The following is a 12,977-nucleotide window of genomic DNA, read 5'->3' on the forward strand; positions in this document are numbered from 1 at the left end:
TAAAGGGGGTGTGTGGGGTAAGATTGCCGGACGGTTATTTTTCCAATCTTTCCAATGTTGCCAGAGGGGCCTGGTAATTTTGGTAATTTTGGATTGCAAGGGGGGTCCCGATCATCTGCTTATTGCGCGTCCCCGCCGGTATCTTTTGAAGTGAACCGGTGCGGATTAGGCCGTCAATGCCTGCGACACCGTCCCGTCGGGATACCCCCATTTTCTTAATCTCGCCCTCAAGCTCTGCTAAGCTCCTGACGGTCTTTGCAAGTTCAAGAACGGCGTCAGTATTAAACTCGACGGTTGCCTTGTTAACCTTGCCCCCCTTCTGATGCGCCTTCACTTCCGCTTGCCATGCCTCAACATCCAGCGGTCCAACGGCTGAATACGTCATGGTGTCAGGGTCAAGCCGGATTCGTAGAGGTTCGAGCTTCACGCCGTTGTTATGTTTTGCCGGTGCCCACACAATGTCAGGCGTTTGACTTTGATCGCAGGGAGCAAGATTCACCACTGAACGGCATACCGAAAACAGGGCTTTCGAGTCCTTGCCGAAATTGGCAGCATCAAAGCCGGTTGCCTGGGCAATGTTGCTTGCCCCAGTTCGGGCATGAGCCAGAACGACAATGCCGCATTTAGGATTCACCTCGCCGGCGAGCTTCCTTAAAATGGCGTTGGTCGCCCGGACATCTGGGTCGAAGCCGTCGCCTGTCAGGACATCGCCCCACGGATCGACCCACAAAACGTCAGGCTTGGAATGTGCCAACGTTTCCCGCCACTTGTTTATGTTCTCACGGTCGCCAAGGCTGATGAAAGAATCTCCCTCGCCTTCAAGCGTTGTCATGTGGATATTGTCAGCCAGTTGCCCCCGTTGTTCCGCCGTCAGGCCTCTTGTCATGCAAGCGGTGTCAATCTTCCAGCGGTGAATGTCGTTTTCTGAACCAACAAACAAATGCCGCATAGGGCCTTCACCCGTCGTCATTCCTAGGAACGGTATGCCCAGGACTTGATTACGGGCGATATTCAGCGCCAGCCGTGACTTCCCCAGCCCGCCTTGCCCGAATAGCACTTGCACCTGACCGCAGGCGAAAAGGTCCCCCAGTATGTATTTTTTAGGGGGGACTACCACGTCCAGGACTTCGCCCCATGTCCGGACAGTGAAGCCGGTGTAAGGTGTTCCGGCTTCTGCCGCCCCCTCATTGGCATAGCTGACCAGGGAGGCAAGCGCCGCATTTACCGGCATGGCGCCGCAGCTTTCGCTACTCGTGGTCTGCATCATCAGCGCCCGGAATTCGTCGGTGTCGGTATAGGCGGCGAGGTCGCCTTCGGAAGAGATCCCCCCACCGTCATCGAACGTCGAGGAATCGCCAGAAACACCGGCGCTCGATGGGATGGGGGAAATGGAAATTTGTTTTTGGCGATTCCATGGGGCAGTCATGATTATTTGCCTTCTTTCCGGGCTTGTGACACCGCTGCGTCGTAGGTGGTTTGGCAGTAAGCGTAATGCTTGGCCGCATCGTGCAGCCGGGTCTGCGCCGACGTGCCGAAAACTGACTTGGAGGAGAAATGAACCGCAACGTCGTAAAGCTCATTCTTTGCCGCCGTCAGGTTGAAAAGCAAGTTGTGGAGGGTGTGGTCGGGTTTGCTCATTACGCGGCCGCTCCTTCCCCGGCCATCGCCATCAGCTCTTGACGGCGGTACCGTATCGCCCCCCGCAGCTGGACCGGATGCAGTAGCCCGTCAGCGACAAGCCGCTTGATGGTATGCCGCGAACAACCCAGCAACCGCCCCGCTTCCGCTTGTTTCAACAAAAGGGCTTCATGCTGGGGGCCGGTATGTGCGGCGGGCGAGGGGATGACTTCCCGGACAATGGCAAGTTGTTCTCGCGGTGAAAGTGCCTCAAAAGTGAGGCGGGCAATTTCCATGCTTTGCTTAGACATTGGGCACCGCCTTCCGGTTGAAGGATGAAGGCTGGTGGATACTCGGGCAATGAAGCCCTTTGAGTTGCGGCCCGAAGGTCGTAGCAGCGTTGCCGCCGCCGTTGCTGTCGTGAGTTGGTTTCGTTGTCATGTCCCCAACGCTACGCCGGGAAACATGATGACGCCAAGGCGTTGACGGTGCAACGGCTAAGCTATTGCATAAGGTTTATAAAGAGGCTGTAGCCGTTCTGATTGTGGTTAAGGAAAACCCCTTTTTGCGAATAACTTTTGTTTCTGTTTTTGTCGCGAAACGCTCTTTAATCTTCGTTGTCTTCACATTGAAATGATCAAATACGGCTTGCCTGATCTGCGTTTTAGTGCCTCCGGCATCGCGTTTAATTTGCTGATAGACTTCAATGATCTTTTGATGTTCCGCTTTCGCCTTATCGCCGGTAGATTTGCCGCCTTTTAATCTTGTGGCCGTTGCTTGCTTTCCATGCTTCGCATCCGATTGAAGAAGCGCCGCCATGTTCTCCGCCGCGTCTCTTGCCGCCCCTAACTCTGGAGCAACGGCCCTGATTTGCTGCGCGGTCTCCTCATCGCCATCTTCGGTCATCCTTACCGTCGCCGTTTCGGCTTTGCGTACCTGTTCGTATTCCTTCACAAGCTCACCTATTCCCAGGGAGTCGGCGGTAATGTGAGGATTAAGGCGCAACTGCATGACGGCTGCCCTTGCCGTATCAAGCCATGCCTGCCATTTAGGGTCAGAATCCGCAGCGTCGATCCTCAATGTCCGCATGAATGCGGCAGCGGCTTTAGGGTTGCCCCGGTGATTGTGATACCGCTCCCATGCCCAGGCGGTCGCGTGTTGCTTGATGTCCGGTAACTTGAGTTCATTCATTGGCTTGCGGCTGTAGGGCTCAATTCCGCCGGTTGCCCGTTTACGTTCCAGCGCTTCCTTCATATCAACGGCGTTGTCGGTATCCTGTTTCGCAATGAGCGCCGCGCGTTTCTTTCCGGTCAACTTGCGGGGGTCCGGGAAGTGCTTTGTTTTAAGTGACGGAGTTTTTTTCATCGGGGCCTTTCAAAATTTCGGCGTTATATAAAAATCAGGAATCAAAAATGGGGCGTATGGGGTTTTGAAAATATGACACACAGGGGCGGGGCACCCGCCCTTGGATGGTACCAAGCCGTTAGTGGGGGTGAGGTCGTGGTCCCTGTCCCGGCCCCCGCCCCCCGCCCCCCTGTTTAATTGTGCCGTCTGCATCATACTTTAATCTTAAAAAAACCGGCGGCCGACTATCGGACACCGGCGCCTTCATCATCTGGCTTCGATCAACTCCAACGGCTTGAAGTCTCCAATCTGCAAGCACTTCATAGCCTGGTGCGGGTCGCGCAAGAAGTGCGCGCGGGGTAGTAAGGCCTTGTCGCAATAGCATTTCAAAGCTGCGGCGAGTCCCGGCCTTACTTGGTCAACTCCGGCGCTGTCCTCGTCGGCCTCCGTGATGTCTGTCAGAATCCTGACGGCGTAATCCTCCATGGATTCGTCATTCCAGGCGGCCGCGCATTTGAACCGCTCGTGGATAGTATACGGCATTTCAATGGTGAGTGTGACAGTCTTGTGAGATCCGCTCTTTTTTTGTATGCTTTGTTTCATGGGTCGATATTCCTTATGCGTTTATTGACTCTAGGGGCCGCCGGTGTTTGCGCACTTGCGGCCCCGCTTTTACAATCCCCCAGCGGTCACCGCCGCCAGCGGGAAATCTGTTTATTCAAGTGTGAGATTCAATTTTCCCATTTCCAACTTCTTGGAGTCAGGGCTAACCTCGGTGTAATGCTCGGTAATGGCCGGCGAACCATGGCCCACCATCTTTTGAATGACGTGCTGAGGAATACCGCTTGCGGCTGCGGCGGTCACGAAACTATAGCGTAGCGAGTGAAACCCCTTCACCACGGACCGGCGCTTGCGGTTGTCGCCTTCGGTCTTGTCGCGAGTGGTGGTAAACTTGCAATCATCCTCCAGGAATGCTTGAAACTTCTGCGAGGCGCTTGTCCTGTCATGCTTGAAAGCCGCCATTTCATCAGGGAATAGATATTCCCCTTTCGAGGTCATGCGGTAGTCTGCGAGGTATCGGGCCAATTCAGGGATGACGGGGATTTCTACCTTCTTATCACTTTTCTGTTTGGTCTTGGCTGTCTTGTGGGGGATAACGGTAATCACCCCGTTTTTGATATTCACCCAACGCATAGTGACAACGTCAGACAATCGCAAGCCGGTGAACAGTCCCACGGCGATCATTACCCGCATAGTGGGGCTGGCCTTTTCCCACATAACATCAAGCTCCGCTTTCGTGAATGACTCCCGGCCCTCCGTGGCGAGTTCCTTTGTTACGCGCTTGCGCCAAGGGTTATCTATCAATGAGCCTTCGGTTTTTAGCGCATTCCAGACCGATCCAAGAAATACTTTATGCCCGTTTAATGTCCGGTTCGAGACGCCTACACCCTCGACATACCGCATATATTCCAATGACTTGGCATCATCTACGTCATGAAGGTATGTGACTCCGTTTAGAGCTGCCCACGTTTCAAACCGTTTCCAGATGCCTTTATAAGAGGCTTCGGTGTTCTTGCTGGGGTGGCGCTTCTTGTCGGGCGCTACCTGCCAGGCTTTCCATGCATCGGCAACATTGATCTTTAATCCCTTAGCCGAAGCGATACGCTTGGCGGCGTCATTCAAGACTTCATCCGGCTTGGGCATCATGCCGGCCAGCTTAATAATCAGCTTTTCAGCCTTTGACAGGAATTGCCCCGCCGTCTCGGTTGTCGTTGTGGCGTCCTTCGGTAGGGTGTCTATGGCTCTTGTAAGGTCGGACCAGCATTCATCCAGTGAAAGGGTTTTACGATCAGCCGCTATTTTTCTTTTAACAAATGCGTCCGCATCCTTTTTGACTTCGGTTTTCGTGGATACCCAGCACGCCTTGCCCCCGACCATGAAGCGGCCGTACCAGTAAGGACTGTTCGCTCTTTTAACTACGTTCGCTCTTTTAACTCTGTTCGCCATATTAAACCTCCGTCTCTCAATGTGTCTGGCGGTATCATAAGGCTTAAAAAGGTATGGCGCAATGAAAAGTGGTAGCACTAGTGGTAGCAATCGGGGATTTCTTCGGGGAGTTCCGCGAGGGTTACTTGTTGTAACCCGTTGACCATGAATGGCGCACCTGGCAGGGATCGAACCTGCAACCTTCTGATTCGTAGTCAGATGCTCTGTCCAATTGAGCTACAGGTGCGTCTTGGTTAATTGGGAGTGGGACTATATGCATTCCCTCTTTTTATTGCAACCCCCTAAATAGGGTTATTGGTTAATCGTTATTTTGTGATAGGGGCAAAGCCAAAGAGCCAATATCGAATAACCATTAACTTTTCTTTATTTTCCTGATAATATTTAAATTTTTCAGGAGTATAACATGACAAGCAACCAAGATGAAATTGAGTCGATCCGGAAGGAGTGGGGGGCGCGCCTGTTGATTTTAGGGCACCATTATCAGAGTCCGGCCGTGCTTTCCCATGCCGATGTGATCGGGGATTCCTTGGAATTAGCGCGGAAGGCGGCCGCCAGTCAGGCGGAGCGGATTGTGTTTTGCGGGGTCCATTTTATGGCGGAGTCGGCTGATATCCTGACGGCTCCGGCACAACGTGTCTATATGCCCGAGCCGGCGGCGGGTTGTCCCATGGCCGCTATGGCGGATGAGGGACAGGTGGAGAAGGCCTGGGCGTTTTTGCAACAACAGGGGGACGCCTGGCTGCCAGTGGTGTATGTGAACAGTACCGCCCGTATCAAGGCGTTTTGCGGGAAGGCCGGGGGGAGCGCCTGCACCTCCAGCAATGCGGCAAAGGTGTTTCAATGGGCGTTAAGCCAGGGTAAGAAGATTTTCTTTTTGCCGGATATCCATCTAGGACTGAATAGCGCCCATGACCTGGGAATTCCTGATGAGGAAACCGCCATCTATGATTATCAGAAACCGAATGGCGGGTTGACTCCTGAAGCGTTGCGTAACGTCAGGGTCCTGGTCTGGGGCGGGTATTGTCCGATCCATGTGAACTTCACGGTGGAAGATGTGAAGCTGATGCGGGCGAATTTCCCGGAGGCGAAGATCATAGTCCATCCTGAGTCGCCCAAGGAGATTGTCCGGATGGTGGACGCCCATGGTTCGACCGCCCAGATCATCAAATATGTCCAGGCTGCGCCCGCCGGTGCCACGATTGTGATCGGGACGGAGTCGCAGTTGGTCAAGCGGCTCGCGGAGGAGTACAAGGGGCGGCTGACGATCCGGATGTTGAAGGGGTCATTTTGCCCGAACATGGCCAAGACCAATGAACAGAATTTGTTGCGAGTGATGAAGGACTGGCCGGAGCGCAACGCGGTTAAAGTCCAGGCCCAGTTGATTCCTGACGCGCGGCTTTGCCTGGAGCGAATGCTGGCGCTGTGAGAACCCCTTTCAAACTTCAGGCGCCGTACAAGCCCACCGGGGACCAGCCCGCAGCCATTGCGGCGTTGGAGCGGGGGTTGGCAGCCGGTAGCCGGTATCAGATTCTCGAAGGGGTCACCGGCTCCGGAAAGACGTTCACCCTGGCCAATGTGATCGCCCGCTATGGACGGCCGGCGCTGGTGGTCTCCCATAATAAGACCCTCGCGGCCCAGCTCTACTCGGAGTTGAAGGCGTTTTTCCCTGACAATGCGGTGGAGTATTTCGTCAGCTATTACGATTATTACCAACCGGAAGCCTATATTCCCCAGACCGACACCTTCATTGAGAAGGACTCCTCCATCAACAAGGAGATCGAGCGGTTACGCTTGTCGGCCACGAATTCCATGCTGTCCCGCGAGGATGTCATTATTGTGTCCTCCGTCTCCTGCATCTACGGGCTTGGTTCGCCGGACGATTACCGGCAGATGGTGGTGGAGGCCCGGGTGGGCGATACGGTGGACCGGGATGAACTGCTCAAACGGTTGGTGGACATCCAGTATACGCGGAATGATTACGCCCCCGAGCCGGGTACGTTCCGGGTGCGGGGGGACACGGTGGATGTGTTTCCGTCTTATTCCATCAAGGGCGTGCGTCTGGATTTCTTCGGGGATCAGTTGGAGCGGGCGCAGGCCTTTGACGTGGTCAGCGGGCATGTGGAGGGGCGGATGGATCATGTGCTGATCTCGCCCGCCACGCATTTTGTGATGCCCTACGAGAAAATTGAGAGTTCCATTGCCGCAATTGTGGCGGAAATGGAGGAGCGGGTCCGGTGGTTTGAAGCCCATGGCAAATTGCTGGAGGCGCAGCGCATCAAGATGCGGACCATGTATGATATGGAGATGCTCAAGGAGATCGGCTTCTGCTCCGGGATCGAAAATTATTCCAGGCATTTGAGCGGACGGCAAGCGGGTGAGAAGCCCGCCACCCTGCTTAGCTATTTCCAGGGGGAGTTCCTGACGATCCTGGATGAGTCGCATGTCACTGTGCCCCAGATCCGGGGCATGTTCAACGGGGATCAGGCGCGGAAATCCGTGCTGGTGGAGCATGGCTTCCGGTTGCCGTCAGCCAAGGATAACCGGCCGATGAATTTTGACGAGTTCACCGCCTCCACGGGCCCGATTATTTTCACCTCTGCCACGCCCGGGCCGTATGAACGCCAGGTTTCGCCCCCGGCCGTCATGCAGTTGATCCGGCCCACCGGGCTGATTGATCCGCCGGTGATCATTCGTCCGCTGGCGAACCAGATCGATGACGTGATGGAGGAAATACGGGCGCATGCGGCCAAGGGGGAGCGGGTTCTGGTCACCACCCTGACCAAGCGTACGTCGGAAGATTTAACGGACTATCTCAAGGGGGTGGGGCTCAAGGTCCGGTATCTGCATTCGGATATCGATGCGATTGAGCGGGTTGAGATTTTGCGGAGTCTGCGCAAGGGGGAGTTCGACTGCCTGATTGGAATCAATCTGCTGAGGGAGGGGTTGGATCTGCCCGAAGTGTCCCTGGTGGCCGTGCTGGATGCCGACAAGGAGGGATTCCTGCGTTCTGAAACGTCGCTGATTCAGACGGCCGGGCGGGCGGCCCGGCATCTGGACGGGAAAGTCATATTGTATGCCGACCAGATCACCGGGTCCATGCAGCGCATGATTGAGGTCACGGAGAAACGGCGGACGGTCCAGCTTGAATACAACCGGGTCAATCATATCACGCCGATCAGCATTCAGCGGAGCATCCAGGAGGGGCTCGTGATCGAATACAAGGGGAAGGAGATTGAGGCGCTGGTGGCCAAGGAGAGCGGGGTGGACTTTGATATCCACGCCACGTTGCGTGAAATGGAGTCAGAGATGGTGGAGGCGGCGGAGACCCTTGAGTTTGAGCGCGCGGCCATGCTGCGGGACCAGATCAAGGAGTTGAGATCGGCCGCAGGGTTGAAGGAAGTGCTCCCGGCAGGTAAAAAAGCATCCGGAGCTACCCGTTATCCGACCGCCCGGAAGAAACGGTCCGGCGGTAAAGACCGGTTTTGAGGGAGCCCTTTGACCGCGTTCAGGGCCGACAAAGCCCTTCATTCCGAGCAAAGTTCCGCTCTGCCTCTCTCTTGTTAAAATTTACGGGAAAATTGTGCTGGATTTTTCTGGCATCAAGGTGGGGATTATGTGTATCTTCAACGCTTTTGCACATTTTAGGAAGGAATAAACCATGTTAAAGAAAATGATGATGGCGGCTATTTGCAGTGGGGTAGTGGTGTCGCTGGGTGCGGGATGCAACAAAACAGAAAAGGCGGAACCTAAGGCGGCGGTTGCGCCCAAGGTCGAGATGAAGACGGTGGGGGAGAAGCCCGCGGCTCCATCCCTGGATCCCGCAATGGTCCTGGTTGATGTGGGAGGTGTTAAGCTGACGGTGGCCGAGGCGGATCGTCAGGTGATGGCGATGTTGGGTTCAAAGGCGGATCAGATTCCTCCCGCCCAGATGGAGGCCCTGATGGGGCGTTTCCGTCAGCAGGCGGTGCAGGGCTTTATTGTGCGCACGCTGTTGAGCCAGGAAGCCGATAAGCGGAAATTCACCGTTTCTGACAAGGATCTGGATGCGGAACTGGCTTTGATCAAGACACGCCTGCCCGAAGGGAAGGGCCTGGAGGATATCCTGAAGTCCGAGAATATGACGATGGACCAGCTTCGTGCGGATCTGACCGCGAAACTTCGGATCGATATGCTGTTGAAGGCTGAAGTGCCGACGAACAACGTCGTTTCGGATGAAGAGGTTGTTAAATTTTATAACGAGCAGAAGGATCGCTTCCTTCAGCCTGAGACGGTGGAAGCCCGTCATATCCTGATCAAGGTTGATGCCACCGAAGACGCGAAGGCGAAGGCGGAGAAGAAGGCCAAGATTGAGGGCATTCGCAAGCAGTTGGTGGAGGGTGCCGATTTTGCCAAGATGGCGTTGGCGAACTCAGATTGCCCTAGCAAAGAGCGTGGCGGAGATCTCGGGTCCTTCCCCCGTGGCCAGATGGTCAAGGAGTTTGAAGAGGCGGCCTTTAATCAGGCAACCAACGCAATCGGTCCTGTGGTGGAGACCCAGTTCGGGTTCCATATCATTCAGGTGATGAATCATCAGGCGGCCAAAACCAATTCACTCGAAGAAGTCAAACCCAAGCTGACGGAGCACCTGAAGCAGAAGCAGCAGATGGAAGTGTTTGAGAAATTGATCGAGCGGCTCAAGAAAGACACCAAGATCGTTCAGTCGGACGTCTTGAAGCAAGCTCCTGAAATGCCGATGATGGACATGCAGCAGTAACCTCCTGCATTTGATGGCGAATCAGGTAAGCCCGCTGAAAGGCGGGCTTTTTTTATGCAGGCTACCCGATCATGCCGGCGACGGCTTTCAGGAGATCGGCAGGGGTATTGGAGGCCACAAACCGGTCGACATTGATGAACTTGTCGCCTTGCTGGTGCACCCCGCTTCCGTCAAACAGGATAATAGGAATCCCCCTGGCCTGCGGATTATCTTCCAGGGCGGCGGCAATCGCACTGCCGGTGGTGCCGCTGAGAATGGCCTTCAACAGGATGATGGCGGGAGGGCGGGTGGCGAGGGCCTCCATCAGATGACGGCTATCGCCAAGAGTGACCGCCTCGTAGCCTGCTGCGGTAAATGAGGCCTCCATCCGCTTTTTCATGAGGAAATCGTCCTCGAGAATCAGGACTGATTTTTTCTTGCCCTGCGGGGGGGAGTGGTTCGGGGCGAAGGCTTTTTTATTTTTCAAAAGGATCCGTTTTACTTCCGAAATCAGAAGAGAGGGGTCGCTGGTTTTTGGCAGGAAGCCTTCGACGTTGATTGTGCTGAAAAAAGGTTCCATATTGGCCCGGGCGGTAAAAACCAGGACCGGGTAACGGGGCTTCCCGGCGGGATCGGATAATTTCTTAAGCAGGGTCAGCCCTGACATATCTGGCATGCTGATATCCAGTATGATGAGATCGGGTGGCGTTTGGCGTAAGACTTGGAGTGCTTCGGCCCCTGAGATGGCGCTCACCACATCGTACCCCTCCATGCGTAATTGATCGCCCACGGTGAGTTGCAGGGAGGGTTCATCATCGATCAGCAGGATGCGTTCAGGGTTCATGGCGGTGGCTCCTTGTGGTGAATGGCTTGAAAGGCGGTTAGCCCAAGCAGGGCGGTTTCAATCGTCTCCATTAGCTCCCCGACATTCCAGGGTTTTGCCACGGTGGGAATGGCAAAGCGGGTCAGAATATCGGTGGTCGCTTCGTCAAGAGTGGCGGCGGTGACGGCAATGATGGGCATATAGGGAATCGTGTGGGAGCTCTTCAGGGTTAAGATGACAGTGGTTCCATGAATATCTTCCATGATCAGATCGATCAAAATCAGGGCAGGATGATGAGCCTCTGCCATGAGGATGGCTTCCTGGCCGCTTTGGGCGCAAATCACCCGGTAGCCTTGACTGGTGAGATGTTGTTTGAGGAGCGCTTGAATCGCGATATCGCTGTCAGCGATCAGGATGGCTGGTGGCTCGGTGAGGGGCAGGCTGAGGGCGATGGCGGTGCCGTGAGTCTGGTCCGGCGGCGGGCTGGTGATCGTCAGGTTTCCCCCATGGAGCCGGATAATCTCCTTTGAGATGGCAAGTCCCAGACCCGAACCGGAGGCCTGACTATTCGCTTTAAAATAGCGTTCGGTGATGCGGGCCATGGATTCAGGAGGGATCCCGATCCCGTTGTCCGACACGGTGATTCTGGCGAAATTCCCCAACTCCGGATCAGGAGCAACTGTCACTTGGATCAGGCCTCCGCGCGGAGTGAATTTTACGGCATTGCCAACGATATTGTGAAGGACACGCTGGATCATGCCGGTATCACAACGGACGAAGAGACAGGAGGGCGCAATAGTCAGCTTGATAGAGATCTGAGAAACCTCAGTCTGGGGGCGAAAGGTGTCGAGGCAGCGCGAAACCAAATGCCTGACGGGGGCGGTGATGGGAGATAACCGAAGCGCTTGATTGTCAATTTTGCCCAGATCGAGGATGTCATTAATGGTAGCGACAAGCCGCTGGCACTCAGTATCGAAAAGTTTAAGATAGCGGACCGCATGGTCCGGAAGAGGGCCGGCAAACCCCTGGAGCAGGTTGCGGACCCCGTACATCATGGAGGTGATGGGGGTTCTGAGTTCATGAGACACATTGGCCACGAATTCTGATTTAGCCTGACTGTTTTTTTCCAGATGGATCACGGCCGCGCGGAGTTCGTTCTCCATCTGTTTGCGCTCGGTGAAGTCATGAAAAATGACCAGGAGCAGTTTTACCCCGCTCAGCAGGATAGGACGTGTGCTGACGAGGATATTCCGGAGTTCTCCGGATTTGGTTTTATGCACCGTTTCGAAGGTGTCGGCTCCGGTTGCCAGGATCCGGTCGATGTGCGCGGTCAGTTGCGCCCGGCTCTCCTGCGCGTCAATATCAAATAGACTCAGGCGGCCGAATTCCTCTGACGTGTAGCCGAGTTGACGGCAGGCTTGAGTATTGAATTGCAGAAACGTGGCCTTGGCCGGATCGACCAGAATGATGGCATCCATCGCCTGTTCGAAAATAATCCGGTACCGCTCTTCGGCTTCGCGGAGTTGCTGGTCGAGAAGTTCACGCTGGTCGATCTCCTGTTGCAGGGCCGAAATGGCATCGAAGAGCTCCTCGGGGTGGAGTTCTCTCAAAGCGTCGGATTTAGCGAGAACGGGTATCATGATATGATCCGCCTTCTGGCCAGATGTGTCGACCAGTGTTTAACCTGCACAAGAGTTCAAATAGCCTGATGGCGTCGCAATATCAAGAATAAACAATTTTTGCGTTTTTTGTTTTGACGTTACTCCGAGGGGCTCTATACTCCAAAACATTATCAATTAATCCGGACTGACGGCTGATGCAAGGAGTCGAATGATGAAATGCAAATACGCGATTGAGAAATTGGCTGTATGTGTGGCGATCATTCTGGCGCTTGGTGCCACCAATGTGCTGGCGCAGGGGCGTGTGCGTGAAGCCGAGGCGCATTCTGTTTTAAAGGTGCGCGAATTGACCGGTTATGGTCCCCGAGGCCTTGTTAAAAGCCCTGATGCGGGGATGTCCAAGCGCGCCGCTTACCGGGAGTGGGCTGAACTTTCCATCCAATATGATACCGAACCGGAGTGGCTGGACGAGGTCGTTTTCAATTATTACGTGCTGGTGCGCGGCAAGACCGCTCAGGATTTTACCTTGCTCAAAGGGGTGGTGACGTATGTGGATGTGGCGCGGGGAGCCAAGCACATGGGGGTGGCGTATGTCCGGCCGGCCGCGTTGGCTCGATTTGGCGAGATTGTCGGCGTGGCGGTGGAGGCCAAGGTCAAGGGCGAGACGGTCAGTTCATTGGCTGAGGGACGTCTGGGCACAGGGAAGCCCCTGCCGGTTGAGTGGTGGAAAAACCCGAATTTAGCCTCCAAAGAGGGGTATATATTGGATAAATCGAAGACCCCCTTTGCATTGCTCAGTTTCGATGATTACGAGGCCCTCAAGTAGGTAGCGATT

General features: G+C 54.9%; 13 protein-coding genes and 1 tRNA gene. 4 read left to right on the plus strand and 10 right to left on the minus strand.

Going from position 1 to position 12,977, the window contains the following annotated elements; genetic code table 11:
* Positions 1-34: 34 nt before the first annotated feature.
* From WCS52_00655 to WCS52_00690, 8 genes are all read right to left on the minus strand, one after another.
* Positions 35-1,426, minus strand: a complete 1,392-nt coding sequence (locus WCS52_00655) for an AAA family ATPase (GenBank protein MEI6165682.1) — start codon at positions 1,424-1,426, stop codon at positions 35-37.
* A 2-nt stretch (positions 1,427-1,428) separates the two neighbouring features.
* The gene (locus WCS52_00660; GenBank protein ID MEI6165683.1) at positions 1,429-1,638 is read right to left on the minus strand and encodes a hypothetical protein; all 210 of its coding nucleotides are present in this window, start codon (positions 1,636-1,638) and stop codon (positions 1,429-1,431) included.
* Positions 1,638-1,928 (minus strand): helix-turn-helix domain-containing protein, encoded by a 291-nt coding sequence (locus WCS52_00665; protein ID MEI6165684.1) that lies wholly within the window; start codon positions 1,926-1,928, stop codon positions 1,638-1,640. The genes WCS52_00660 and WCS52_00665 overlap by 1 nt, the downstream gene beginning before the upstream one ends.
* Entirely contained in the window at positions 1,921-2,058 is a 138-nt protein-coding gene (locus WCS52_00670) for a hypothetical protein (GenBank protein ID MEI6165685.1), read from the minus strand. Before WCS52_00670 ends, WCS52_00665 begins: the two co-directional genes overlap by 8 nt.
* Before the next feature lie 75 nt (positions 2,059-2,133).
* Entirely contained in the window at positions 2,134-2,982 is an 849-nt protein-coding gene (locus WCS52_00675) for a hypothetical protein (GenBank protein ID MEI6165686.1), read from the minus strand.
* 246 nt (positions 2,983-3,228) lie between these two features.
* Positions 3,229-3,564, minus strand: coding sequence for a hypothetical protein (locus tag WCS52_00680; protein MEI6165687.1), 336 nt, complete (start codon positions 3,562-3,564; stop codon positions 3,229-3,231).
* Between the two features lie 111 nt (positions 3,565-3,675).
* Entirely contained in the window at positions 3,676-4,968 is a 1,293-nt protein-coding gene (locus WCS52_00685) for a tyrosine-type recombinase/integrase (protein MEI6165688.1), read from the minus strand.
* Between the two features lie 149 nt (positions 4,969-5,117).
* Positions 5,118-5,194 (minus strand) — tRNA-Arg (locus WCS52_00690).
* Positions 5,195-5,371: 177 nt separating this feature from the next.
* Here WCS52_00690 and nadA point away from each other — a divergent pair.
* The 3 genes from nadA (at position 5,372) to WCS52_00705 (ending at position 9,721) form a co-directional block, all read left to right on the plus strand.
* Positions 5,372-6,394, plus strand: a complete 1,023-nt coding sequence (gene nadA, locus WCS52_00695) for a quinolinate synthase NadA (GenBank protein ID MEI6165689.1) — start codon at positions 5,372-5,374, stop codon at positions 6,392-6,394.
* Positions 6,391-8,454, plus strand: a complete 2,064-nt coding sequence (uvrB, locus tag WCS52_00700; GenBank protein ID MEI6165690.1) for an excinuclease ABC subunit UvrB — start codon at positions 6,391-6,393, stop codon at positions 8,452-8,454. The genes nadA and uvrB overlap by 4 nt, the downstream gene beginning before the upstream one ends.
* Positions 8,455-8,626: 172 nt before the next feature.
* Positions 8,627-9,721 (plus strand): peptidylprolyl isomerase, encoded by a 1,095-nt coding sequence (locus WCS52_00705; GenBank protein ID MEI6165691.1) that lies wholly within the window; start codon positions 8,627-8,629, stop codon positions 9,719-9,721.
* A gap of 61 nt (positions 9,722-9,782) precedes the next feature.
* On the opposite strand, the gene WCS52_00710 is transcribed toward WCS52_00705, so the two are convergent.
* Together WCS52_00710 and WCS52_00715 are read right to left on the minus strand one after the other, a co-directional pair.
* Positions 9,783-10,544 carry a response regulator gene (locus WCS52_00710; GenBank protein ID MEI6165692.1) on the minus strand — a complete coding sequence of 254 codons (762 nt, stop codon included), beginning with the start codon at positions 10,542-10,544 and terminating at the stop codon, positions 9,783-9,785.
* Positions 10,541-12,163, minus strand: coding sequence for an ATP-binding protein (locus WCS52_00715; GenBank protein ID MEI6165693.1), 1,623 nt, complete (start codon positions 12,161-12,163; stop codon positions 10,541-10,543). Before WCS52_00715 ends, WCS52_00710 begins: the two co-directional genes overlap by 4 nt.
* A gap of 190 nt (positions 12,164-12,353) precedes the next feature.
* Between WCS52_00715 and WCS52_00720 the strand changes: the two genes are divergently transcribed.
* The gene (locus tag WCS52_00720) at positions 12,354-12,968 is read left to right on the plus strand and encodes an Amuc_1102 family pilus-like protein (GenBank protein MEI6165694.1); all 615 of its coding nucleotides are present in this window, start codon (positions 12,354-12,356) and stop codon (positions 12,966-12,968) included.
* The last annotated feature ends 9 nt before the right edge of the window (positions 12,969-12,977 follow it).

This window comes from bacterium (assembly GCA_037128595.1).
Classification (GTDB): domain Bacteria; phylum Verrucomicrobiota; class Kiritimatiellia; order CAIKKV01; family CAITUY01; genus JAABPW01.

Coding starts and splice junctions, on each gene's coding strand:
- WCS52_00665 (MEI6165684.1), bottom strand. CDS start 1,928: ATGTCTAAGCAAAGCATGGAAATTGCCCGCCTCACTTTTGAGGCACTT.
- WCS52_00720 (MEI6165694.1), top strand. CDS start 12,354: ATGATGAAATGCAAATACGCGATTGAGAAATTGGCTGTATGTGTGGCG.
- WCS52_00715 (MEI6165693.1), bottom strand. CDS start 12,163: ATGATACCCGTTCTCGCTAAATCCGACGCTTTGAGAGAACTCCACCCC.
- WCS52_00670 (MEI6165685.1), bottom strand. CDS start 2,058: ATGACAACGAAACCAACTCACGACAGCAACGGCGGCGGCAACGCTGCT.
- WCS52_00710 (MEI6165692.1), bottom strand. CDS start 10,544: ATGAACCCTGAACGCATCCTGCTGATCGATGATGAACCCTCCCTGCAA.
- nadA (MEI6165689.1), top strand. CDS start 5,372: ATGACAAGCAACCAAGATGAAATTGAGTCGATCCGGAAGGAGTGGGGG.
- WCS52_00685 (MEI6165688.1), bottom strand. CDS start 4,968: ATGGCGAACAGAGTTAAAAGAGCGAACGTAGTTAAAAGAGCGAACAGT.
- WCS52_00675 (MEI6165686.1), bottom strand. CDS start 2,982: ATGAAAAAAACTCCGTCACTTAAAACAAAGCACTTCCCGGACCCCCGC.
- WCS52_00655 (MEI6165682.1), bottom strand. CDS start 1,426: ATGACTGCCCCATGGAATCGCCAAAAACAAATTTCCATTTCCCCCATC.
- WCS52_00705 (MEI6165691.1), top strand. CDS start 8,627: ATGTTAAAGAAAATGATGATGGCGGCTATTTGCAGTGGGGTAGTGGTG.
- WCS52_00680 (MEI6165687.1), bottom strand. CDS start 3,564: ATGAAACAAAGCATACAAAAAAAGAGCGGATCTCACAAGACTGTCACA.
- WCS52_00660 (MEI6165683.1), bottom strand. CDS start 1,638: ATGAGCAAACCCGACCACACCCTCCACAACTTGCTTTTCAACCTGACG.